The organism is Methanogenium cariaci JCM 10550, assembly GCF_001315945.1.
Classification (GTDB): Archaea; Halobacteriota; Methanomicrobia; order Methanomicrobiales; family Methanomicrobiaceae; genus Methanogenium; species Methanogenium cariaci.
The window spans coordinates 118,664-141,275 of sequence record NZ_BBBG01000001.1; the positions used below are offsets into that span (position 1 = coordinate 118,664).

Below are 22,612 nucleotides of genomic sequence, written 5' to 3' on the forward strand. Positions count from 1 at the left end.
ATGCTACGGTCTGAACACACTGCGGGTGGTTGTGCCGCTCACCTCCCGTATCTCCATCAGTTTGAGGATATCTGTTCTGGTGACAATACCCGTCACCTCCCGTTCTCAACAACCGGTATGCGGCCGATGGTGTTGGGGGGGCGAGTATTTTCAGGGCATCGTAGAGGTCATGGTCGGGCGTGATAGTGATTACCTCCCGTGTCATGATATCGCGGACCTGGAGGGCATCCCTGTCGACATCTGAGGCATTCTGGATGTCATGCAGGGTAACCATGCCGGAGAGGCTGCCGCGATCCACCACCGGAAACCCAAGATGGCGGGTGGAATACATCAGGTTCATGGCTTCCGTGACCGGCATATCCGGGACAACCGTGGTCACCGGTGTGGTCATCGCATCGCGGACTTTGACGCCTGCAAGCAGCTGGGTGTAGCGGATCATGGTCACCTCCTGACCTGCACCGAGATAGATGAAGACGGCAATCAGGATGAGAATGATATTGAAGGAAATAAGGCCCAAGATACCGAAGATAATGGCTATTACCCTCCCAATCTCTGCTGCGATGCGGGTTGCCTTTTCAATCGGAAGCCAGATCGCAAGAAGGGCGCGGAGCACCCGCCCCCCCGTCCATCGGAAATGCCGGCAGGAGATTGAAGAGGAAGAGGATGATGTTGAGCAGGCCCAGATAGCCGAAGATATAAAAAAGAGGCCTGCGACTGCCGGGTCGGGGATGGAGATGAGACTCGCGTAGGCGATGCCCTCGGAGACCAGTCCGATAAAGAGGCTCATCAGGGGCCTGCGATGGCCATCGGCAGTTCGTCCCGTGGCCGGGGCGAGACCTCGTCTTCTATCTCTGAAGCGCCTCCCAGGATGAAGAGGGTGATGGAACGAACCTTCATGCCCTTGCGGATGGCAACCACCGAGTGGGCCATCTCGTGCAGAAATACCCCCCACAAAGAGGAGGAAGGAGACGAGCACACCCAGGAGGTATGGCATGATGCCCTCGGTGATGAGGGACGCGTCAATCGGCTCGGGAAGACCGAACACCTGTTCAACGAGGGACACGGTCAGTTCAATCTGGGTTCCGATGATGAGGCAAAGATCGGAATGATCAAAAAGAAGGTATAGTGAATCTTTATCGGAATGCCTGCTAGTTTTCCGATCTCAAAGGAACCGTCCATAGAAATGGATTATATTTTTAATATTTAATGATTATACCTTCAAATGATTACGATGAAGAGTGCAATAACCGAATTGTTCGGGATGAAGGTGTATACCGAAAACGCCGTCTACGTGGGTGATGTGGAGGATGTGGTCATCAATGTCGATACAAAAAAGATGGAGTCACTTGCGTTGGGGGGGAATGTGAATCAGGAAGTGCTTGATCTCACCAATTACAAGGGGGGGTAAAGATTCCATACCGCATCATCAGGCAGTCGGAGACATCGTCATTATCCGCCACCTTGCAGGAATGTCCCGGCCCGAGATCATCGAGGACTGATGCCGCTGTGCGGGTGGTTCCGGTTCCGAAAACTCTGGAGATGACCGATATGCAGGACCGGGAAATATTCAGAAATCTCTCCATCTTTCCACCCTTCATTGTCCGGCTTGACGGGCGGGCGTTTCACCGGTTAACTCGTGAGGAAGGGTTTGAAAAGCCCTATGATCGAAGGTTTTCCGATGCCATGACGAAGGTATCTGAGCAGCTGCTCTCATCATCGGGCCTTGAACCGTCGTTTGCCTACACCTTCTCAGACGAGATATCTCTCTTCTTTCCCCCCCGTGTGCCCTTCAACGGCCGGGTGGAGAAGATAGACTCGGTATGTGCCTCGTATGCGGCAAGTGCTTTCACCCTCGCCCTTCACCTGACAGAACCGGTGGCGTTTGACTCCCGTGTCATTCTGGCAGACGTTCCCGCAGCCATCGTATACATGAACATGCGCCAGCGGGAGGCATGGCGCAATCATATCAACGGCTACTGTCAGCAGGCGCTCATTGCAGAGGGGGGGATGACATCAACACAGGCGGCGCGTGCTCCGGGGGAATGAAGGGTCCTGCCATGCATGAGATGATGTTTAAGCGGGGCATCAACCTTGCAAAGACACCGGCCTGGGAACGGCGCGGCATTGCCTGTTACCGCACAGAAATCATAAAAGAGGGGGGGTACAATCCGGTCACCGATGAGCGGGTCGCCGCGGCGCGCCGGGTGGTCGTGCCGGATGACGATCTCCCGCTCTTCAGCGAACCGGAAGGGGGGGTTGCCTTTCTGCGTTCCCATCTCATTTGAGATGAACGCAGCAATCTTTTAAAAATAATTTATTTTGGAAATCACGGTGTGATTTCTGGTGATCTACTGCTCGCTTTTTTGAATGTGGATGGTCATTGAGACTCCTTCCACATTCCATTCTGTTGTCAGACCTTCCTCTCCTCCGGTCTCCCCCCCGGCGACAGGGTGATGGAAAGTGTGGTGGCCCGGACTTCTCCGGCAATATCGTCTTCATGCGTGCCTGCCAGGAGGTCGCGCACACGCGTGTCGGTGATGGCCACGTCTGCGGTGATGAAGTCTTCCACATTCAGGTCAAGCTGGCGCCGCATCTCCTGGATTCTCCGCACCACTTCACGGGAAAACCCGATACCTTCCAATGTGGGGGGGGTGAGGCTGATGTCCACACAGACGGTGGCATCTGCCATCTCTGTTGCAAAGACGTTCTCCGGCATTTTTTCTGAGAAGGCGATGTGCTTTTCGGTGATGGTAAACCCGTCCACCGATACCTCGCCATCTTTTTCAATGGCTGCCTTCAGGGTTGCGGCGTCGGCCACTTCGATTGCTGCTTTTACCTTCGGGCCGTCTTTACCGAATTCAGGGCCAATGCCCCGCATCACCGGTTCTGCGGAGCAGCCCATGCGGTCCCATGCGCCCCGGATAATGCTGACCGCCTGACTGTTGGCACGCTGGCGGGCGAGGTCACCCATCTGTGTGATGGCGGTCTCCACGGCATCACTGTCGGTGATAACAAAGGTCTCGCCGACCGGCCAGCGGAGTTTGCGGCCACCTTCCTGCCGTGCAGTTGCGACTGCCTCGTCAAAGGAACGGATCACGTCCATCTCTGCTTCAAGGGCTGCATCGATGAGCGCTTCGTCGCCGGTAAACCATGGCAGCATGTGAATGCTCTCCGGGTCTGCATCAGTACGGAGATTTCCGTAGATATTATCGGTGATATGCGGTGCAAACGGTGCGAGGGCCGAGCAGATGCGTCGCATGACGTAGTACATCGTCTCGTATGCCTCACGCTTCTCGCGTGCGTCCTCTTCCAGCCACATCCGCGGCCGGACAAGCTGCACGTACCAGCGGGATATGTCTTCCAGGATGCAGGTGAGGCAGGCGCGGGTGGCCTTGTGGAGCATTCCTTCCTCAATGTCCTTCTCAACCTGTGCGGCAAGGCTGTTGACGCGTGAGATGATCCAGCGGTCCTCTTCCGGCATCTCCGGGAGGTGTGCGCTGACATACTCTCCGTTCCATGTGCCGTCTGCAGCGGTTGCCGGTGCAAACGCGTCAAGGATCATGTAGGCAGGGGGGGGAAGCGGTAGACATTCCAGAGGATGTTAACAGTCCGGTTGATGGTCTTGATGCCTTCCCAGTTGAACTTCAGGTCGTCCCACGGGGCGCTTGCGGAGAGCAGATACAGGCGGAGTACGTCCACGCCGACCTTTGCCACCACTTCCTCGGGTGTGACCACGTTGCCGATCGATTTGCTCATCTTGCGGCCTTCTGCGTCCAGCGCAAAGCCGTGCATGAGCACCTTGTTGTAGGGTGCCTGGTCAAAGGCGATGACCGAGGCGCCCAGCTGGGAATAGAACCAGCCGCGTGTCTGGTCCTGTCCTTCGGTGATGAACGCCGCCGGCCAGAGCCGTTCGAACTCTGTGGTCTTCCGGGGGGGAATCCGAGGGTGGCCCATGAGGCCATCGCCGAGTCAAACCAGACATCAAAGATATCTTCGACCCGGTGCATCGTCCCGCCGCAGGTGCAGGGGGGGATGGTCACATCGTCCACATACGGGCGGTGCGGGTCGGTGAGGTGTGTCCCTGCAGCCTCGTTGAGTTCTGCGACCGTGCCAAAGACTTTCCGGGCATCGCAGGCATCGCACTCCCAGACAGGAATCGGTATGCCCCCCCAGTAGCGCTGGCGTGATATACACCAGTCACGGGCACCTGCCACAAAGTCATGGAAGCGTGCTGATCCGGCCCAGTCGGGCTGCCATTCTACCCGGGCAATCTCGGCGAGCATCTGGTCTTTGATCTTCGGGATGGAGAGGAACCACTGTTCGGTGGAGATCATGATGATCGGGGGGGTCTTGCAGCGCCAGCAGTGTCCGTAGCGGTGAGTGATCTTCTTTTTTGCAAGGAGATTGTCCCCGAGGGCGTCCATCACGTCCGGGTCGGCATCCTTCACAAATGTACCGGCAAAGATACCGGCATCTGCGGTGTAGATACCTGCGTTGTCCACCGGGCAGAGGCTTTCAAGCCCCTCCTTCTGGCCCACGAGGGAGTCGTCCCAGCCGTGGCCCGGCGCCAGGTGTACGAGGCCGGTGTTTTCCATCGTGACAAAGTCGGCGTAGACGACCCGGTGTTCCACATCCTTCTGGACGGGCACCTGTTCCTCCAGTGGTGAACGGTAGTGCATGCCGATGAGGGCGTCCCCGGTGACCGTCTCAAGGACCGTGAAGTCCTGATAGCGGCCTTTGCGGAGCACCTCTTCCACCAGTTCCTCACCGATCCAGAGGATCTCTTCTCTGCCGTCCTTCACTGCCCGGACACGGGCATAGGTGAAGTCATCGCGGACGGCAACGGCCACATTGGCAGGCAGCGTCCACGGGGGGGTGGTGGTCCAGATGACGAGGTATTCGTTCTCACGGTCCTCTACCGGGAACTTCACAAAGATGGACGGGTCGGTCTCGTCCCAGTACTCCACTTCCGAGTCGGCAATGGCCGTCTCACAACGGGGGGGGCAGAGGTTGACCACCCGGTAGCCGCGGTCCAGAAGACCCTTCTCTTCCGCACGCTTCAGGGTCCACCATGCCGCCTCCACGTAGTCGGGGGTGATGGTCTGGTAGGGGTTTGCGAAGTCCATCCAGATGCCCAGACTGCGGAACTGGTCGGACATGATCTCCTTGTGGGTGATGGCAAAGTCCTTGCACTTCTCAATGAATTTGTCGATGCCGTAGGTCTCGATGTCCTTTTTGGAAGAGAAGCCGAGTTCATGTTCCACTCTCACCTCAATGGGGAGGCCGTGCATGTCATAACCTGCCCGGTCGATGACGTCGTATCCCTGCATGCGGCGGAAGCGCAGAATCGAATCCTTGATTATTTTATTCCATGCAGTGCCGAGATGGATATGGCCGGTGGTGTATGGGGGGGGTCCGTCCACAAAGAACCAGGGGGGGGATCTCCTGCATGCTGCGCCTTGACCTGTGCGTAAATATCGTCTGTATCCCAGAAGGAGCGGACTGCGGCCTCCACCTCCTCTGCGTTAAAATTGCTCGTGACCTCTCTCATACAATGATTCCTCTGAATATATGTCCTGAGATTTAGTATCTGCAGAAAGATAGGTATTTGTGTGGGTCTACATGTGTACGAGACATACAGGTGATGATAAGAGAATGGATGAGATGCCCCCCCTTCAGCATGCAGTCATCGGTGCTGCATCATGCGATAATGAAAAAGAACGTGTGGCAGCAGTCGGCGGAGGATGTCGATGAAGATTGCCCTGATCCATTCTGCACTGGACCCGGCGGGTATCAATATCGCCGCACATCTGGCCCCTCTCCTTGGGGGGGCAGAAGGACATGACGGAGAGGAGTGCACCTGGGCAGGGCACCTTCTCCGGTTCATGACTGCACCGGGCCGCCTCATATATGAAGAACGCCTGGACGAACGGGCAGAAGCAGACCTGATCATCTTTCTCTCCCGTCACACCTCCCAAAATCCGGTACCTGCCCTGACCGTTCATACCACCGGCAATTACGGTGATGCGGCACTGGGAGGAGAACCCCGCACGCTCTCCCGTGCCGCCCCTGCATGGATGCATGCGGCATTGTGTGCCCTTGCCACCCGTGCCCCCGGAGGGCTTTCGCGTCTCCTATGAGGTGACCCATCACGGTCCGACCGGGCTTTCTACTCCGTCTTTTTTCATCGAAATAGGGAGTACTGAAGCGGAATGGACCAATCCTGCCTGTGGGGGCGGCGGTTGCTGATGCCCTTGTGCATGTCCTCACCGAGGGGGCCGGGTGAGACGATTCCTCTCATCGGCTTTGGTGGCAACCATTATGCGGCACGCGAGACCGATATTGCACTTGCGGGCAGGGCAGCGTGGGGTCATATTGCCCATACGCGGGAAGTGGCCGGCATGGATGCCGCAATGATCCGACAGATGGCAGCGCTGAGCAGCGCTGAGGTGGCCTATATCGACCGGAAGGCCTTTCAGGGGGGGATGTTGTCAAAAAAATATCCGTTCTTCTCCATGATTCTGGTATTTCCCGGGTTTCGGAGAGCGAACTGCGGATGATGGGGGGGCACTTCCTCTTTCCGTATATCTTCAGATGCGGAAGATGGCGCAGGCAGAAGCGCCCGGTGCTTCCCTTAGGGTGATGGGTCTTTCCGGGGGGGACGAGAATCCGGTTTTGGTCCATATTCCTGAAGTTCTCCTCCAGGAAGCTCTGAAACATGGTGATGCAGAATATATGCATTCTGTTTCCGGAATGCCGGTAGTTATGGCGATCTCTTCCGGGGGGGCGCACCTTTGCCATTCGCCTTTACCTATGGCAGATATGGATCGCAAATCCTGCATCTTTTAATATCATCATGCATCAAAATCTTAACCAGCGATGGATCTGCCCACACCAGTGATGATACAATTATCATACGAAAGGTGAGTTTCGACCCGGAAAAAGCACGCACTCTGGGGGTTCCGAAAGGACCACTTTTCGGCAGGCTGGCAGCAGGACAGGTGATTGATATTGATGGCACAATAATTACGCCGGAGATGGTCTCTGTACAGACTGAACGGGTGATCCACGTTCCGGGATTGGAGAACTACCTATGAGATCAATCGTAGAAGAGGCAATTAAACGGACAAATGAGGAGTCCGGATATATCGTTGACGCGTCCAACGAACGGGATCTGGAGCTTGAGGAGATCATCAAAGGACTCCAGACACGGATCGCAGTCATCGGGTGTGGTGGTGGCGGTTCGAACACGATGTCACGCATGACCGAAGAGGGTATCTACGGTGCAAACCTCGTTGCACTGAACACCGATGCCCAGCACCTGATCCGTACAAAGTCGGATACCCGAATTCTTATTGGCCGGAAACGCACCCGTGGTCTTGGTGCCGGTTCTGTGCCACAGGTCGGAGAAGAGGCCGCCCTTGAGAATGTTGAGGAGATCAACCAGTCCATGACCGATTGTGATATGGTCTTTATCACTGCAGGGCTTGGCGGCGGCACCGGCACCGGATCTGCCCCGTCGTTGCGAAAACTGCACGGGAGACCGGTGCGCTTACGATTGCAGTCGTGACGCTCCCCTTCACCGCAGAAGGCGCATCCGGATGGAAAACGCTGAAGCGGGCCTTGAACGCCTCCGTGACGTTGCAGACACTGTTATTGTCGTGCCGAATGACCGTCTCCTCGAAGTCGTCCCACGTCTGCCCCTGCACGCAGCCTTTAAGGTCTCTGACGAAGTCTTAATGCGTGCAGTAAAAGGCATCACCGAGCTGATTACCCAGCCCGGTCTGGTGAACCTTGACTTTGCTGATGTCCGAACCGTCATGGAACGTGGCGGTGTAGCGATGATCGGTATGGGCGAGAGTGACAGTGACGACAAGGCCACGGACTCGGTAAAGAAAGCCCTGCGTTCACCGCTGCTCGATGTTGATATCTCCGGCGCATCCGCTGCCCTCGTGAATGTGGTCGGCGGACCTGATATGACCATGTCTGAGGCGGAAGGAGTGATACAGGAGGTTTACGAGCGTATCGATCCGGAGGCACGGATCATATGGGGTGCCCAGGTTGACCCGGATATGCAGGGCAGGATGCGCACGATGCTTGTCGTGACAGGCGTGAACTCTCCCCCCCAGATATATGGGCGCAGCGAGATGTTTTCGTCAAAGAGAAACTCTACGGAGTTTGATATAGACTTCCTCAGGTGATGATGAATGGCTGATTTAAAAACAGTAAACGAAGAAATATTCAAGAAATACTGGCGTGTCCTGAAACTTGCACGGACACCCACCCGTGAAGAATTTAATAAGATCGCAATCGTTGCCGCAATGGGTATCCTGATCATTGGAATGTTCGGGTTTATTGTATACGAGATTATGGCGTTTGCCACCCTGTGATGATAATGAGTAGTGAGTTCGGAAACAAGATTTACGCGCTCAAGACGACGGCCAACAAGGAGCGGAAAGTCGTGGATGACATCGTCAAGGTTCTTGAGGATCATGATGAGTTTGTCATCACCGCGATTATGGCCCCCCCGGACGAGGTGCGTGGATATGTCTTCATCGAGACCCCCCCGGATGAATATGCCCGGATGGAGCAGTTGGTCCGCCTTATTCCTAATGCGCGTGCAGTGGTGAAAGGTGAGACTGATTTCAGTGAGGTTGAACATTTCCTTGAGCCAAAACCGGCTGTGAGCGGTATCGACGAGGGCACCATTGTCGAGCTGATTGCAGGTCCTTTCAAAGGTGAAAAAGCCGTTGTCAAGCGCGTTGACGCAGGAAAAGAAGAGGTTACCCTTGAACTCTATGAATCAATGGTGCCTATTCCCATTACCGTACGCGGGGACAATGTCCGCGTTATTGAGAAGGCACCCGAAGATTAATCTATTCTCATATTTTTTCCTGCATGCCCGTAGTTTTAAGTGGTAGTATGCAGACATGTACTGACCCACGCCAGGTGTTGCCTGTCTACAGGCGGCACTGCGGTTTGGTGATATTACAATGGGAGAAGTAGTCGAGGTATTGGTACCCGGCGGAAAGGCAACGGCCGGCCCTCCATTAGGGCCTGCCTGGGACCTCTCGGAATTAATGTGAAGGCGGTTGTTGATGAGATCAACGCCAAGACGTCTGAGTTTAACGGTATGCAGGTTCCTGTAACCGTTGAAGTCGATGACAAGAAGAACTTCACAGTTTCCGTAGGTGTCCCTCCCACCACTGCCCTCATCATGAAAGAGGTTGGTCTGGGGAAGGGTTCAGGAGAACCCAATCTCCAGAAGGTAGGAGATCTTCCGCTCGAGGCTGCTGTTCGCATTGCCCGTATGAAGGCAGACGACATGATCTCATACGATCTGAAAAACCGCGTAAAAGAGGTTATCGGAACGTGTGTAAGTGTCGGTGTCACGGTTGAAGGGATAAATCCAAAAGATATATTCCCCCCCAAGATCAATGCAGGCGAATACGACAGCATTCTCAGTGAATAGACTATGAAAACCTATAGAAGATCCGGATTCCGGGTCGTTGAACTATGGAGAAAATGAATGGTTGATAGGGTCCAGATTCTGGATGCCGTGAAAGCGGCAATGGAGGCAGCGCCTGAACGTAAGTTCCAGGAGAGCATTGAAATTTCAGTGAATCTCCGGAATATCGACATGTCGCAGCCAAAAAACCGTATTGATGAGACGATGATTCTTCCACAGGCACAGGTCAGCCACAAAAGATCTGTGTGCTTGGGAAAGGAGATATCACCACTCAGGCGAAAGCTGCAGGTGTAGACCTCATCATCGGACCTGAAGAGATCGAGCGTCTGGGAGGAGAACCCCCCCGTGAGGCCCGCGTATTTGCGGATCAATACCGGTTCTTCCTTGCAGAAACCGCTGTCATGCCGCTTGTCGGTCGCTGGCTCGGTACGCGCCTCGGTCCACGCGGTAAGATGCCCACCCCCCCCTGTTCCGCCAACGATGGATGTCGGCCCTATGGTCGAACGTCTGCGCAAATCTGTTAAGTTCCGTTCAAAGGACAAGACCACCTTCCACGTGAAGGTCGGTAGTGCCGGTATGGACACAGATGCGCTTGCAGATAACATCGAAGCGGTACTGCACAGGGTTGAGGGATCACTGGAGAGCGGTGCAATGAACATCCGGTCAGTGTATGTAAAGACATCCATGGGTCCGGCAGTGAGGATTATATAATGGCATTATATACGACACATCTGCCACAGTGGAAACAGGATGAAGTCGAGCAGATTGTCTCGCTTGCAGGGGGGGAATACGCACTTACAGGTCTTGTAGACTTGCATGGTATTCCTGCAAAACAGATGCAGGAGATGCGCCGGGACCTTCAGGGTAAGGCCGTCCTGCGTATGACCCGAAACACGCTCGTCGAGCACGCCTTTACGGCAATGGGTGAGCCAATCGATGGCATCACCACATACATTGACGGACACAGTGCACTTATCTACACGAACGACAACCCGTTCCAGCTCTACCGGAAGCTCCAGCAGACAATGACCAAGATGGTTGCACGTCCCGGTGACGTTGCGCCTGAGGACATTGTCGTCGAGAAGGGACCCACCAGCTTTAAGCCGGGCCCCCATCGTCGGAGTATTCCAGCAGGCAGGTCTTCCTGCCGCAATTGAAGGTGGAAAGGTTGTCATCCGCGAGAGGAAGGTCTTTATCAAAGCAGGCGAAGAGATCACGGCAAAGCAGGCTGAAGTCCTGTCCAAGCTTGATATCCGCCCAATTGATGTTGGTCTGAGTCTTCAGGTGGCCTTCTACGATGGCACATTCTTTGAGCCGTCCACGCTGGCAATCGATGAGACTGAATATTACAACAATGTGGTTCTCGCAGCCCAGCAGGCATTCAATCTTGGTGTCTTTGCAGCTTATCCGACTGCGCAGACGATTGAGCCAATCATTGCAAAGGCTGCAGGCGAAGCCCGCAACCTTGGTGTTGAGGCCGCAATATACACGAGTGACATTGTTGAACTGATTATCGGACGTGCATCACTTCAGGCAAAAGCTCTGAAAGGGATGACTGAATAATAACATATTTGAGGTAAATAGAAATGGAATACATCTACGCAGCACTTGTTCTGCACAACGCAGGAAAAGAAGTAACTGAGGAAGCTGTTACCGCAGTTCTGGCAGCAGCAGGCATTGAAGTTGAGGACTCCCGTGTAAAGGCACTCATCGCAGCACTCGATGGTGTCGACATTGAGGAAGCTGTCGCAAAGGCAGCAGCAGCACCTGTGGCAGCCGCAGCAGCACCTGCAGCAGCTGCAGCAGCACCTGTTGAAGAAGAAGTTGAGGAAGAGGAAGAAGAGGACGAAGAGGGCGGCATGGCCGGTCTCGGCGCTCTCTTCGGCTAATCCCTTTTTTCTTTTTCATTCAGCAATCGTTTACTGTTCTTTTTCTTTCCTGCTCTCCGATGCTCCGGATAAATCGTGGTTCATTTATGTTCTCGGGTCTGATGGGTAATTATGTCACGTATCGGCCGTGGGTTTCAGTTATTTAAAGAAACCTTTGGTATACTCAAAAAAGACCGGGAGATGATTCTCTTTCCGATTCTCTCTGGCGTCGTCACTCTGCTGGTGGTGGCAACGTTTCTGTTGCCGCTCTTTTTCTCAGGCTTTCTCACTGATGTGGGTACATCCGGGAGTTCACCCCTTGGGCTTGTTCTCCTGTTTGTCTTCTATGTCGTGAGTTACTTCATCGTTATTTACTTCAATACCGCACTTGTCAGCTGTGCCCTGATACGACTGGATGGCCGCGATCCGACATTCATGGACGGTATTCATGCGGCCTCTGCACGCATCGGAAAGATTCTCTCGTGGACGCTGATTGCGGCAACGGTGGGTCTCATCCTGCGGCTCATCCGTGGCGACGGGGGGGACAACCTCCTCGCATCGCTTGCATCCGCTCTCCTCGGGGCGGCCTGGTCACTTGCCACATTCTTTGTGATACCGGTGATTGTAGTGGATGATCTGGGTGGGTTTGCTGCGATTCAGCGGTCGTGGAAACTCTTTAAATCAACATGGGGGTGAGACGGTGGTCGGGTCGTTCTCGCTGGGACTGATCTTTATTCCCGCAATCCTGTTGCTGCTTGCGGGTGTGCTCGCGATGGTCATCGGTTCGTTTGAAGTGAGTCTTGTGATCTTCGCAGTCGCCTTCCTGCTCTGGGTGGTTTCCGCGGTTCTCTATGGAGCACTGCAGGGCATCTTTGTCGCCATCATGTACCGGTATGCAACGACCGGTGTGGTGCCGGACGCGATTGACCGGTCTCTTGTCGAGGGCGCCTTCGTGCCGAAGGGGTTCCGTCAGTGATCATCAGGAGTCTGACGGATTGTCCGGTTTTTGATGCCCGGGACGGCACCCATCTCTGTGAACTGCTGCACCCCTCCCACTTCTCCGGTGCGGTGGGTGCCCGCTTCAGTCTCGCCCATGCATATCTGGAACCGGGGGGGGAGATGTCATATCCCCCCCACCGCCTTGCAGAATCTCATGAGGTGTACTACATCCTTGCCGGTAGCGGCATGATGCATATCGGTGATGAGGCAGGGGGGGAGGTACATGCCGGGCAGGTGGTCTCTATACCTGCCGGTGCGGTGCAGCACATCGCAAATACCGGTGACGAACGCCTCGTGTTTCTTGCCATCGTTGATCCGATGTGGACCGAATCGGATGACGAACGGGTGGTCTGAATCCGCCTCGCCGGGCCGCCATCACCATGCTTATCTCCTGTATGACACAACGGCATACTATGAGACGGGGTGCAGGTAGTGCCGGACGGGGTGTTCATCCTGCTCTTCTCCTTGTCATCTTTATCTCTCTTTTTTCTGCGGCCATCCTTCCGGGTATCTGCAGTGCGGTTCCGGTAACGGGCAATACATCCGCTGAAAATCTGACGGCCACATTCTTTTACAGTGAGCACTGCATTGCCTGCACAAAGGCACTGCCGGTTGCAGACCGGCTTGCAACGGAGTATCCGTCGGTCAGCTTTGTGAACTACAATGTCTGGAACAGCACGGAGAATGAGTCACTCTTTTTCTCGTTTGGTGAGGCCTACGGCATCCCGTATCCGCGTTACCCGACGGTGTTTCTGAGCGACGGCTCGTTCTTTGAGGGGGGGTATGGTGCGATATCAACAGATCTGCCCCCCCTCCACCTTGCGTCCCCCCCGACCGGGGGGGTGCCTGCCGTGACAGAAGATCCTGTGGTTGCAGATGTCACTGTCAATGCCACCGATCCACCATTGGATCCGGTTGTCTCTTCGCCTGCAAATGTCACCGTGGTGCCCGCCACGATTTCTCTTCCTCCGGTGGGACTGGTTATTGCAGCGGGTCTCATCGATGGTATCAACCTGTGCGGTGGCCGTCCTCATATTTCTCCTGCTCACCCTTGCAGGTGCAGGGGGGAGGGCGCAGATGCTCCGCTTCGGGGCTGCCTATGTGGCGGGCATCTATCTGATCTACTTCCTCGCCGGGTTTGGCCTGCTCGCCGCGGTCCGGGTGAGCGGGTTCTCTGGGTATTTCTCCTGCGTCGCAGGGGTCATTGCTCTTCTCCTCGGGATGGTGATGGTGGCGGATTCGTTCCGGCAGGATGGGGGAAAGTCATTCTCCGCATCTCCAGCTCCCGCCTCGCTGTTGTTCGGAGGATTGCACTACGCGGGGGGGGTGTCGTCTCCGCGTTCCTTGTGGGCATTGTCGTCTCCCTTATCGAACTGCCCTGCACCGGGGGGGGTGTCTATCTCGCCATCCTTGCCATGCTCTCCGGATCTGAGGTATGGGCCGCAACCGGGCTTCTGGTCCTTTATAATCTGATGTTTGTGGTGCCGCTTCTGGTGATCATCACTGCCGCTGTCGCAGGTTTTCCCCCGGAACGGATGTCGGTGATGAGGCTGGAATACCGGCAGGTACTTCGGCGGGCAGGCGGGTGTACACTCATTCTTCTTGGTGCGGCCGTTCTCGTCTGGTTCTCGGTCTGATCGGCCGGGTGGCATATACACTAATATGGGACCTCTTCCCTACAGATATTCCTGATGACATGATGGGGGGGCGTGATGACTTTTTTGGATAATATCTGCTGGGGGGGTGAGTTATGCGAACTTTTATATCTGTGATCTGCATATTTTGTGAATGGATTTGATATGCAATAGGGCATGTCAATTCGTCCGTGTTCTGGCTGGCACAACGAATTACAGGGGGGGTGCGGGGGGGCTGCCACTACGTAAGGGGGGGAATATATGAGCATAACAGATACGCCCGAAAAGATCCTCGTAATGGATGACGAGGAAAATATCCGAACAATTACCTGTATTCTGCTTGAGAAGATGGGGGGGTACAATCCAATGGCGACTCCGGACGGCGAGACTGCTGTCGAGGAATACCGCAGGTCATTCCTCGCGGGGGGGAACCGTTTGATGCAGTAATTATGGATATCACCATCCCTGACGGTATGGGTGCAACGGAGGCAATTAAAAAACTGAAGGCAATTGACCCGGATGTGTGTGCGATTGTCACCAGTGGGTTTGTGTCAGAGATGAATTCCGATGATTTCCTCCGGCAGGGATTTTCCGGAGTGCTGAGAAAACCCTACCGTTCGGCGAACCTTCGTGAGATTCTCGAGTCGGTAGCTGTATCCAAAAATTAATTCTGTAAATTTGTATTCTGCTCATTTTCTGTTCTTTTTCAGGGCAGTGCCTGCCCAGACACACTGCCCGTATGAGATACACCCGTCACCCAGGGGATACCGGGTATTGATGACATACTCATGACCTGATGTCACAATGGTTTCCCGAATGGCTGATTCTATCGCCTGGTTGTATGCCACGCCGCCGCTCAGGGCAATTTTCTGATAGCCTTTCTCTTCTGCGGCCATGACAGCGATCTCGCAATACCGGTTGCCAGTGTCCGCTGGAATGATGCCGCGATGTCCGCGGTCCGTTCGTATTTCATCCGGGAGAACGCCTCCCTGAGGAGGGCGGAGGTGGAGAGGATGGTACGTTCGTTGTCCTGAATGAATTCGCGGTCCCAGAGAGTGGCGGTGCCCGGCACGGCAGTGGTCTCCAGCACCTGTGCGGGTTCACCGTCAAAGGTGCGTTCCCGGCAGACACCGAGAAGTGCTGCCGCGGCGTCCAGCACTCGGCCGGTGCTGGAGGAGAGGGTGACATTGAAGCGTTGTTTCACCTGTTTCTCCAGCACTGCAAGGGCGGTGGCATCCCATCCACGGGCCGCCAGAAGTGCTGCGGTCTCCTCTTCCGGAAGAATGCCGTAGAGCATGCGTTCGGGATATTTCGTGGAAAGGTCGCCTCCCGGCATCATCACCGGTTCGAGGTGGCCGACGCGGGTGAGACAGGGGGACGCTACCGGCAAAGATTTCCCCCCCGCCCCCCCATACTGTGCCGTCCTCGCCGTAGCCGACCCCGTCAATAGCGATACCGATGCACGGCTCGGTGGTGGCAGCGGCGATGTGTGCCTTGTGATGCTGCACCGGCATAAGGGTGGCACCCGTCTCCTCTGCAAGTTCGCGGGCATAGCGGGTGGAGAGGAACTGGGGGGGGTGCAGGTCATGGGCGATCACATCGAACTTTGCGCCCAGCAGGTTGGCCGTTCGGTCTATTGTCTCTTTCAGGTAGGTGAGTGTCGCCGGATTGCGCACATTGCCCACGTGGGGGGGTGAGGTGATGCAGTAGCCATTCTGGTAGATGGAGATGTTCGCATTGAGCTCCGGGCCTGTGCCGAGTATACAGCATCGCCGAGGTCCTGTCTCTGCCGTTTCGGGGGGGCAAGGCCGCGGGAGAGCCGGAGGATCTTGCCGTCGCGCACGACCGAGTCGTCACACCGGTTCTGGATGACCCGGTTGTGGGTGAGGATGTAGTCAACCTGTCCGCCGAGCCTCTCGCATGCCTCACGGGTATCGGTGATCATCGGGTATCCGGGGGGGGTTGGCGCTTGTCATGACGAGCATCGGGTGGCTGAGTGATGCAAAGAGCAGATGGTGCAGGGCGGTATAGGGGGGGAGCATGCAGCCGAGAGTATGCAGTTTGGAGATCTCCCGAGGGCCTCAGGGTCTTTTTTTACCAGGACGACGATGGGGGGGTGGGCGGGGGGGCTGTTGAGACACGTTCGTTCTGCCTCTGATACGATGGCCACCCGTTCGATCTCATCACCGGTGGCCATGACAGCAAGGGGCTGTTCGGGTCTGCCGAGGCTGCCTTTCAGGCGTTCGGCTGCCTCTACGGTGCAGGCGATATGGAATCCCCCCCCAGACCACGGATGGCGACAACGGCACCTCCGTCAAGAAGGGACGCTGCAGTATGCAGGGGGGTCACCCGGTATCGCGGTGCCATCGGTGCGCAACAGGGAGAGTGCGGGCCCGCAGGCAGCACAGGCAATCGTCTGTGCATGATGGCGGCGGGAGGCGGGGGTCGGTATACTCGTCTTCGCATGCACCGCAGATGGGAAATGTGTCCATCCGGGTACGCTCCCGGTCATAGGGCAGACTGCGAATGATACTGTAGCGGGGGGCCGCAGTTCACACAGGAGGTGGCCCAGTATCCCTCGTATCTGCCGCCAGGGGTGAATATGTCCCTGATGCATTCGTCACAGGTGGCAACATCCGCCGGGATAAAACCGGAGAGGGTGCCCGTTGTGCTTTCGAGGATCGTAAATCCTCTTGGAACCGGTTCATCTGAATCGGTGACAGTGACGGTGTCGATATGGGAGAGGGGGGGTGCCAAGGGAGAGGCGGCGCATAAATTCTTCAAAGTTGTCTCCTTCTGCGAGCACCACTACTTCACTGCCGAGGTTACGAACCGTGCCCTGCATGCCGAGGTCATGAGCGGTTTTATAAACAAACGGGCGAAATCCTACTCCCTGAACGATGCCTTTTATTGATATCTGCCCTCTGATTCGCATATTTGATGTCTGGATAATCTTTATTCATTTATACGTTTAATATTACATGGGTTTTTACTTTGACAGGGCATAATCGGATCGTTAATGATCCCCTAGAATTAGTTCCGCTCATTGTTACTTTTAACAACTCACAATTCAAAAAAGCCTACGACCTCCTCTCAAAACAATGGATGACCGAAGAAGAGATCTGTGCTGAAATCGGCGCAGAATCCGTGGCTGAATGTCTCGGACTTCTAAAGAAAGGAAATCTGATTGAGGAGCAGTGGCGGATGCCGCAGCCGGGGGGAGCGGCCCTCTAAAGAATATAAAACGACATACAGCCGATTCAGGGCGGGATTCCAGTGTTCGATGGAAGATCTGGGTGATCTTCTCTATATCTCGACGTCTACCGATGAAGAACTACGGGGCATGGTTGACTGCCTTGAGCAGGATGTACGGTCGGGAATCTCGTCATACAATGACCTCGCGCGCAAGTACAAAGTGAGTCCGGTCTACATCAGGGGACTTGCAAAGCGGATGCCGAATCTTGATGTGAAAGGCCAGGGGGGGCTGGTGCTGCTTGACGATTCACAGTGATGACCCGTACTACACTGTACTGAAGAGTAAGCGTGAAGCGACACGCTTTCAGATCTTAGTGGAGATTGCCGCCCATCAGCCTTCTGTGCGCCAGCAGGAGATTGCCACAAAGATGGGTGTCACACCACAGGCGGTCAGTGAATACATTCGTGAGATGGTGGATGACGGATTTGTGAACTCAAACGGCAGAGGCCGCTACAATGTCACAAAGAAGGGTGTGGAGTGGGTAACAAATGCCGCAGAATCACTTGATATCTATCTGAAGTATGTAACGACGGATGTCATACAGGATGTCTCTGTGTGGACTGCCATTGCCAAGGAACCCCCCCTGAAGATGGGGGGGGACCGGGTCGGTGTCTTTATGCAGGGAGGGCTTCTGTATGCCTCCAGAGCTGAACAGACGGCGATGGGAGAGGTAACTATTGCTGCCCAGCCCGGAGAGGATGTCGGGGGGGTGACGAAACTCTCCGGTATCATCGCACTCGAAGAAGGAACCATTCGTGTATGCAAGGTGCCACGTATCCAGCGGGGGGGCGGGTCACGCAGTGTCTCTCCTGACCGTATCCTTGATGCTCTGGAAGGCATGGACTATATCGGTGCGGTAGGTCTTGAGGCGATGGTGCTTCTGAAGAGTGTCGGTGTCACTGAGGATGCCTTCTTTGGTGCCCGGGAAGGAGTGCTGGAGGCTTCATTCCATGGTATCAACTGTGCGATGGTCATCGTCGATGAGGAGTTCACCGGGTTCCTGAAACGGCTTGAGAGTGCGGGTCTTCCGTATGAGATCTGCGATTTGAGCATTTCATGAGTATTATTGTTAATCCACGGCGGGGACCCTACCGCCTCTATTTTTACGATGGCCGGCGTGTGACCGGTAGCGGCGATCTGGAACTTTCAAAGACCGGCAAGGGCTGTCGTCCGAAAGAGTTCCGTTACCGTGATGCGGGCAGGCGTCAGCCGCGGCGTGTTCCCACAAAGGAGCTGATCCGGGAATTACGGGGGGGCAGAAAGTCTATCTTACGGGTGAGGATGAGGCGTTCCGGTCCATGTGCAAGGATTTGCAGATTCCTGTCGCGGTGATCCGGCTCTGCCGGACCTGTCTCTTAACCGATCGGGTAACTCCCCCCCTGAAACATAAGAATGCGGTGAAGTACGGGCATGAGGAGATCTGCATGCACTGTGCGAAGAATGAACTCCGCCGTGAGGCAGGTTATCTGGGAGGGATGGGTATGAAGTCCCTCGGCCATCTGGAGCATATGCTGGATGTGTACCGGGATCTTGACCGTGTCGTTGGCATGCTGCAGCCGGATACCACAAAACCTGCCCAGACGCTCTTTGACCGGCTTGAACCCCCCCATGCGGTACGCAAGACGCAGCCCATTACCGCTCTCCCACTCCCGAAGAAGTTTGTAGACGCATCCGGAGTGAAAAACCTGATGCCGGTTCAGCAGCTCTGTGTCGATGCGGGTCTTTTGAAGGGCAAGGACCAGCTGGTGGTGGCGGCGACAGCAAGTGGCAAGACCTTTATCGGTGAGATGGCGGGGGGGATGAAAAATCTCAGTGAGAGCCGGGGGGGGAGTATGCTCTTTTTAGTTCCTCTTGTTGCGCTTGCAAACCAGAAGTATCGCCGTTTCTCTGAACGTTACGGTGATTTTCTGAATGTCTCGCTTCTGACCGGTGTTTCGAGGATTCACCTGCCGGGCAATGGTCAGAAGGCCCGGCGCAGTATGAAGTCTGATATCATCGTCGGCACGTATGAAGGAGTGGACCATCATCTGCGGATGGGTAAACGTCTGGCAAAGGTGGGCACCGTCGTCATTGATGAAGTGCAGATGCTGGAAGACCCGGACCGGGGACACCGGCTCGACGGTCTGATTGCCCGCCTGCGGCATGTCGCCCCCCCGAAGGCCCAGTACCTCTTTTTGAGCGCCACAATCGGGTCGCCGTCTGCGCTTGCACAGAAACTGAGTGCTGAGCTGGTCCGGTATGACGAACGGCCGGTGGGCCTGGAACGTCATCTCATCTTCACGGAGCGCAAAGAGAAGATACCTCTGATCAAAAAGATGGTCACCGAGGAGTTCAAAAAAACCTCGTCCAAGGGATTTCATGGGCAGACAATTGTCTTCACCAATTCACGGGCACGCTGCCATACGGTGGCAGAAGCTATCGGCAAGAAAGCGATGCCCTATCATGCCGGGCTCTCTTCCACGGAACGACGTCAGGTGGAGAAGATGTTTGAGAAGGGAGAAATTGCTGCGGTTGTCACCACCGCTGCCCTTGCGGCAGGGGTGGACTTTCCGGCATCCCAGGTCATCTTCGATGCCCTTGCAATGGGTATCTCGTGGCTAAAGGTGCAGGAGTTCTCCCAGATGATGGGTCGCGCCGGTCGGCCGGATTTCCACGATCTGGGAAAAGTGGTCATCCTCGCCGAACCGGGTGGGGGGGTCTATTCACGGGAGTCCGGCGGCGGCACGGAAGAGGAGGTAGCGATTCGTCTCCTCAAAGGAGAGATGGAGGAGGTCTCTCCGGTCTATGATATTGAAGGTTCATCTGAGGAGTATGTCGCTAATGCCGTGGTATGCGGGGGGGGAGAACTTGCATGCCTGACCGGGATCTGCACAACGATGGTCGGGGGGGAACTCGATGATGTCTGGCCCCCCCTTCTGAAAAAGGATGGCTACATCCGCGAACGGAACGGGAAGATTGTTCTCTCCCCCCCTCTGGGGGCAGGTGATGGCCGAGCATTTCATCGGCGTTGAACGTCTTTCCCGGATTCTTAAGATGGTTCGAAAGACAAAAGATCCCCCCCTCGCGATTGTTGCGGAACTGGACTGTGTGGAAGATCAGGATGCGTGAGGGGGGTACCTGTTTCGGGTATGCTCATCGCTTTTCTGCCGGATATCATCCGTTCCTGATCATTTTTTTGTTGTTTTTTGTTGAAGTCCTTCTCCGGTTTATCCGTTACCGGTGGTGATATCCGGATGAACCGGGACGAATGATGGAGGAGCTACGGGTGCGTTTCATTGCCGCCGGAGAAGACAGTCTTTATCCGCCTGTGCTCTCTACACTGAGAGTAATGCGAGTGACTTCCGGGGGGGACGATGATCGATTGTATATGCAGGCGGCGACTGAAGAGGCAAAACTGAGCCTGAACGAGGGCGGCATTCCCATCGGGGGGGCCGTGCTGGTGCGGGACGGGGGGGTGATTCTCTCACGGGGGGGTCATAACCGGAGAGTTCAGGACGATGATCCCCTGATGCATGCCGAGATCAACTGCATCCGAAATGCCGGAAGAATCGGGCGGTATGGGAATACGGTGCTGTATTCGACCCTCATGCCCTGCTATCTCTGTGCGGGAGCCGTTGTCCAGTTCGGCATCCCGAAGGTGGTTGTGGGGGGGGAGTCTGCCAGTTTTGCCGGTGCAGAGGATTTTTTGCGGGAAAAAGGTGTCAGGGTGGTAGATCTGAATCTGCCCGGATTAACAGAGATGATGGCAGGGTACATTGAACGCCATGCTGACATCTGGAATGAGGATATCGGGGCACTCTGAGAGATCCTCTGTCGCTGCCGGGGGGGGAATTTTCGTTCGGGATTTCCCCTGTACCGGTCATGCACTGAATGACCCGGTGGTGAAATCCATCTTTTCTGTTCTGAAATATTTTTAGTGAGATACTAATTCATTTAAATAATGGTGCTGTAATTATTCCGCAGAAGGTTCCGGACAAACCTGTTTTTTGTAGGGATATGCCGGAACAGGAGATAATGAGATGGATACAGCATGCCGGATGAAGTGTATGGTCTGCGGGCATATCTATGACCCGAAGAAAGGTGACGAAGGAGTGTCTGTCGGGACAGCGTTTGCTGATATCCCGGCGGAGTGGTGCTGCCCGGTCTGTGGTGCAGCGAAGACAAAGTTCAGTGAGGTGAAATGATGGTCGTACGTGAGATTCTTCCCGGCATCGAGGCGGTGGGTGTGATTGACTGGCACCGGACCGCGTTTGATAACCTAATGGACCTTCCGGACGGGACAACATACAATGCCTATGTCGTCCGGGGGGGAAGCGAGAAGACTGCACTCATCGACACCGTGGAAGCAGGATTTGATGAGGAGTATGTGACAAATCTCATCCGGGCAAAGGTTGATTCCGTAGACTATATCGTGGCGAACCATGCGGAACAGGACCACTCCGGTTCGCTTCCGCTGCTGCTTGAACTCTTTCCGATGGCAGCCGTTGTCACAACGGAGAAGGGCAAAGAGCTGCTCTGTTCCATGGTCTTAATTGAGGAAGATCGTATCATGGTAGTGGAGGAGAATGACTGCCTCTCTCTCGGGGATAAGACCCTTGTCTTCTATCCGATGCCGTGGGTGCACTGGCCGGAGACGATGGTGACCTGGGTGCCGGAAGACCGCATCCTCTTCTCCTGTGATCTCTTTGGTTCGCACCTTGCCACGTCAGACGTCTTTTCTGACGGTTCATGCCGATTGCATGAGGCTGCAAAACGGTATTTTGCCGTTATCATGCAACCCTTCCGGGGGCAAGATCCGCGGTTATCTGGATGCGGTGGATACTCTTGACCGGCGGTGATCGCACCGAGCCACGGGCCGGTATACCGTGACCCGAAAGAGATCATGTCCCTCTACCGGGACTGGTCATCAGAAGAGGGCAAAAATCTCGTGATCATCCCCCCCTTTGTGTCCATGCATGAAAGTACGCGCTGGATGGTGGACCGGCTGGTGGAGGCACTGATCCAGCGGGGCATTCAGGTGCGTCCCTACGACCTCGGCACCGCATCACCGGGCATGATTGCCATGGACCTCATCGATGCCACGACCATTGTCATCGGTACCCCGACCGTTCATTTCGGGCCGCACCCCCAAAGCGGCACATATTGCGTTTCTCACCAATATTCTCAAGCCGAAGGCACGGTATATGGCAGTCATCGGTTCATTCGGCTGGGGGGGAGGAAAGACCGTGCAGACGCTGGGAGATATGATGCCGAAACTCAGTGCAGAGATGCTTGACCCGGTGTATATCAAAGGAAAACCCGGCGAACAGGAGCTGGTCGCGGTAATCGGTCTGGCAGACGAAATCTATAAACGCCATCAGGATCATCACCTCGTCTGAAAAGAGGC

16 protein-coding genes and 12 pseudogenes are annotated in these 22,612 nt (G+C 55.3%); 25 read left to right on the forward strand and 3 right to left on the reverse strand.

What is annotated here, in order from left to right; genetic code table 11:
* Positions 1-3 precede the first annotated feature (3 nt).
* Positions 4-1,179: pseudogene (locus tag JCM10550_RS00790) on the reverse strand (CBS domain-containing protein).
* 52 nt (positions 1,180-1,231) lie between these two features.
* Between JCM10550_RS00790 and JCM10550_RS00795 the strand changes: the two are divergent.
* Both JCM10550_RS00795 and JCM10550_RS00800 read left to right on the forward strand, forming a co-directional pair.
* A pseudogene (locus tag JCM10550_RS00795) lies at positions 1,232-1,499 on the forward strand (PRC-barrel domain-containing protein).
* A 49-nt stretch (positions 1,500-1,548) separates the two neighbouring features.
* Positions 1,549-2,285, forward strand: a pseudogene (locus tag JCM10550_RS00800) (tRNA(His) guanylyltransferase Thg1 family protein).
* A gap of 63 nt (positions 2,286-2,348) precedes the next feature.
* On the opposite strand, the pseudogene ileS reads toward JCM10550_RS00800, so the two are convergent.
* A pseudogene (gene ileS, locus JCM10550_RS00805) lies at positions 2,349-5,551 on the reverse strand (isoleucine--tRNA ligase).
* Between the two features lie 199 nt (positions 5,552-5,750).
* Here ileS and JCM10550_RS24050 point away from each other — a divergent pair.
* The 17 genes and pseudogenes from JCM10550_RS24050 to JCM10550_RS00885 all read left to right on the forward strand — a co-directional run bounded on the left by JCM10550_RS24050 (position 5,751) and on the right by JCM10550_RS00885 (position 14,638).
* A complete protein-coding gene (locus tag JCM10550_RS24050; RefSeq protein WP_062396312.1) occupies positions 5,751-6,140 on the forward strand; it encodes a D-aminoacyl-tRNA deacylase in 390 nt (129 codons plus the stop codon).
* Positions 6,141-6,260: 120 nt separating this feature from the next.
* Positions 6,261-6,560: a D-aminoacyl-tRNA deacylase gene (locus tag JCM10550_RS24055; RefSeq protein WP_062396313.1), complete on the forward strand. Its 300-nt coding sequence runs from the start codon at positions 6,261-6,263 to the stop codon at positions 6,558-6,560.
* A 43-nt stretch (positions 6,561-6,603) separates the two neighbouring features.
* Complete coding sequence (locus tag JCM10550_RS00820; protein ID WP_157199793.1) at positions 6,604-6,849, forward strand: hypothetical protein; 246 nt, start codon at positions 6,604-6,606, stop codon at positions 6,847-6,849.
* A gap of 74 nt (positions 6,850-6,923) precedes the next feature.
* Complete coding sequence (locus JCM10550_RS17830) at positions 6,924-7,097, forward strand: hypothetical protein (protein WP_157199794.1); 174 nt, start codon at positions 6,924-6,926, stop codon at positions 7,095-7,097.
* Positions 7,094-8,201 (forward strand): annotated as a pseudogene (gene ftsZ / locus JCM10550_RS00825) (cell division protein FtsZ). Before JCM10550_RS17830 ends, ftsZ begins: the two are co-directional and overlap by 4 nt.
* Before the next feature lie 6 nt (positions 8,202-8,207).
* A complete protein-coding gene (locus JCM10550_RS00830) occupies positions 8,208-8,390 on the forward strand; it encodes a protein translocase SEC61 complex subunit gamma (protein WP_062396317.1) in 183 nt (60 codons plus the stop codon).
* The gene (locus JCM10550_RS00835) at positions 8,390-8,875 is read left to right on the forward strand and encodes a transcription elongation factor Spt5 (RefSeq protein WP_062396319.1); all 486 of its coding nucleotides are present in this window, start codon (positions 8,390-8,392) and stop codon (positions 8,873-8,875) included. The genes JCM10550_RS00830 and JCM10550_RS00835 overlap by 1 nt, the downstream gene beginning before the upstream one ends.
* 118 nt (positions 8,876-8,993) lie before the next feature.
* A pseudogene (locus tag JCM10550_RS00840) lies at positions 8,994-9,472 on the forward strand (50S ribosomal protein L11).
* A 57-nt stretch (positions 9,473-9,529) separates the two neighbouring features.
* Positions 9,530-10,180 (forward strand): annotated as a pseudogene (locus tag JCM10550_RS00845) (50S ribosomal protein L1).
* Positions 10,180-11,032, forward strand: a pseudogene (locus JCM10550_RS00850) (50S ribosomal protein L10). Before JCM10550_RS00845 ends, JCM10550_RS00850 begins: the two co-directional pseudogenes overlap by 1 nt.
* 23 nt (positions 11,033-11,055) lie before the next feature.
* A complete protein-coding gene (gene rpl12p, locus JCM10550_RS00855; RefSeq protein ID WP_062396324.1) occupies positions 11,056-11,358 on the forward strand; it encodes a 50S ribosomal protein P1 in 303 nt (100 codons plus the stop codon).
* Between the two features lie 111 nt (positions 11,359-11,469).
* The gene (locus tag JCM10550_RS00860) at positions 11,470-12,033 is read left to right on the forward strand and encodes a DUF6159 family protein (protein ID WP_062396326.1); all 564 of its coding nucleotides are present in this window, start codon (positions 11,470-11,472) and stop codon (positions 12,031-12,033) included.
* Between the two features lie 4 nt (positions 12,034-12,037).
* On the forward strand, positions 12,038-12,313 hold the full coding sequence (locus JCM10550_RS00865; protein WP_062396328.1) for a hypothetical protein: 276 nt from the start codon (positions 12,038-12,040) through the stop codon (positions 12,311-12,313).
* Positions 12,310-12,690, forward strand: coding sequence for a cupin domain-containing protein (locus JCM10550_RS00870; RefSeq protein ID WP_062396329.1), 381 nt, complete (start codon positions 12,310-12,312; stop codon positions 12,688-12,690). The genes JCM10550_RS00865 and JCM10550_RS00870 overlap by 4 nt, the downstream gene beginning before the upstream one ends.
* Positions 12,691-12,749: 59 nt before the next feature.
* Positions 12,750-13,973, forward strand: coding sequence for a hypothetical protein (locus tag JCM10550_RS00875; RefSeq protein ID WP_157199796.1), 1,224 nt, complete (start codon positions 12,750-12,752; stop codon positions 13,971-13,973).
* A 258-nt stretch (positions 13,974-14,231) separates the two neighbouring features.
* Positions 14,232-14,417 carry a hypothetical protein gene (locus JCM10550_RS00880; protein ID WP_062396333.1) on the forward strand — a complete coding sequence of 62 codons (186 nt, stop codon included), beginning with the start codon at positions 14,232-14,234 and terminating at the stop codon, positions 14,415-14,417.
* 2 nt (positions 14,418-14,419) lie between these two features.
* On the forward strand, positions 14,420-14,638 hold the full coding sequence (locus JCM10550_RS00885) for a response regulator (RefSeq protein ID WP_062396336.1): 219 nt from the start codon (positions 14,420-14,422) through the stop codon (positions 14,636-14,638).
* 21 nt (positions 14,639-14,659) lie between these two features.
* Here JCM10550_RS00885 and hypF read toward each other — a convergent pair.
* Positions 14,660-16,905: pseudogene (gene hypF / locus JCM10550_RS00890) on the reverse strand (carbamoyltransferase HypF).
* A 59-nt stretch (positions 16,906-16,964) separates the two neighbouring features.
* On the opposite strand from hypF, the pseudogene JCM10550_RS00895 reads away from it, so the two are divergent.
* The 6 genes and pseudogenes from JCM10550_RS00895 (at position 16,965) to JCM10550_RS00920 (ending at position 22,604) form a co-directional block, all read left to right on the forward strand.
* Positions 16,965-17,481, forward strand: a pseudogene (locus JCM10550_RS00895) (ArsR family transcriptional regulator).
* Positions 17,465-18,286: a MarR family transcriptional regulator gene (locus JCM10550_RS00900; RefSeq protein ID WP_062396338.1), complete on the forward strand. Its 822-nt coding sequence runs from the start codon at positions 17,465-17,467 to the stop codon at positions 18,284-18,286. The pseudogene JCM10550_RS00895 and the gene JCM10550_RS00900 overlap by 17 nt, the downstream one beginning before the upstream one ends.
* A pseudogene (locus JCM10550_RS00905) lies at positions 18,283-20,334 on the forward strand (DEAD/DEAH box helicase). The gene JCM10550_RS00900 and the pseudogene JCM10550_RS00905 overlap by 4 nt, the downstream one beginning before the upstream one ends.
* 139 nt (positions 20,335-20,473) lie before the next feature.
* Positions 20,474-21,028 (forward strand): nucleoside deaminase, encoded by a 555-nt coding sequence (locus tag JCM10550_RS00910; protein ID WP_245618561.1) that lies wholly within the window; start codon positions 20,474-20,476, stop codon positions 21,026-21,028.
* Between the two features lie 217 nt (positions 21,029-21,245).
* Positions 21,246-21,410, forward strand: coding sequence for a rubredoxin (locus tag JCM10550_RS00915; protein WP_062396340.1), 165 nt, complete (start codon positions 21,246-21,248; stop codon positions 21,408-21,410).
* A pseudogene (locus JCM10550_RS00920) lies at positions 21,410-22,604 on the forward strand (FprA family A-type flavoprotein). Before JCM10550_RS00915 ends, JCM10550_RS00920 begins: the two are co-directional and overlap by 1 nt.
* The last annotated feature ends 8 nt before the right edge of the window (positions 22,605-22,612 follow it).

Excerpts from the sequence above, each read along its gene's own strand:
- JCM10550_RS00860 (WP_062396326.1), top strand. The coding sequence starts at position 11,470 with ATGTCACGTATCGGCCGTGGGTTTCAGTTATTTAAAGAAACCTTTGGT.
- JCM10550_RS00875 (WP_157199796.1), top strand. The coding sequence starts at position 12,750 with ATGAGACGGGGTGCAGGTAGTGCCGGACGGGGTGTTCATCCTGCTCTT.
- JCM10550_RS00820 (WP_157199793.1), top strand. The coding sequence starts at position 6,604 with ATGGCGCAGGCAGAAGCGCCCGGTGCTTCCCTTAGGGTGATGGGTCTT.
- JCM10550_RS24050 (WP_062396312.1), top strand. The coding sequence starts at position 5,751 with ATGAAGATTGCCCTGATCCATTCTGCACTGGACCCGGCGGGTATCAAT.
- JCM10550_RS00910 (WP_245618561.1), top strand. The coding sequence starts at position 20,474 with ATGATGGAGGAGCTACGGGTGCGTTTCATTGCCGCCGGAGAAGACAGT.
- JCM10550_RS00880 (WP_062396333.1), top strand. The coding sequence starts at position 14,232 with ATGAGCATAACAGATACGCCCGAAAAGATCCTCGTAATGGATGACGAG.
- rpl12p (WP_062396324.1), top strand. The coding sequence starts at position 11,056 with ATGGAATACATCTACGCAGCACTTGTTCTGCACAACGCAGGAAAAGAA.
- JCM10550_RS00885 (WP_062396336.1), top strand. The coding sequence starts at position 14,420 with ATGGATATCACCATCCCTGACGGTATGGGTGCAACGGAGGCAATTAAA.
- JCM10550_RS00835 (WP_062396319.1), top strand. The coding sequence starts at position 8,390 with ATGATAATGAGTAGTGAGTTCGGAAACAAGATTTACGCGCTCAAGACG.
- JCM10550_RS00830 (WP_062396317.1), top strand. The coding sequence starts at position 8,208 with ATGGCTGATTTAAAAACAGTAAACGAAGAAATATTCAAGAAATACTGG.
- JCM10550_RS00915 (WP_062396340.1), top strand. The coding sequence starts at position 21,246 with ATGGATACAGCATGCCGGATGAAGTGTATGGTCTGCGGGCATATCTAT.
- JCM10550_RS24055 (WP_062396313.1), top strand. The coding sequence starts at position 6,261 with ATGTCCTCACCGAGGGGGCCGGGTGAGACGATTCCTCTCATCGGCTTT.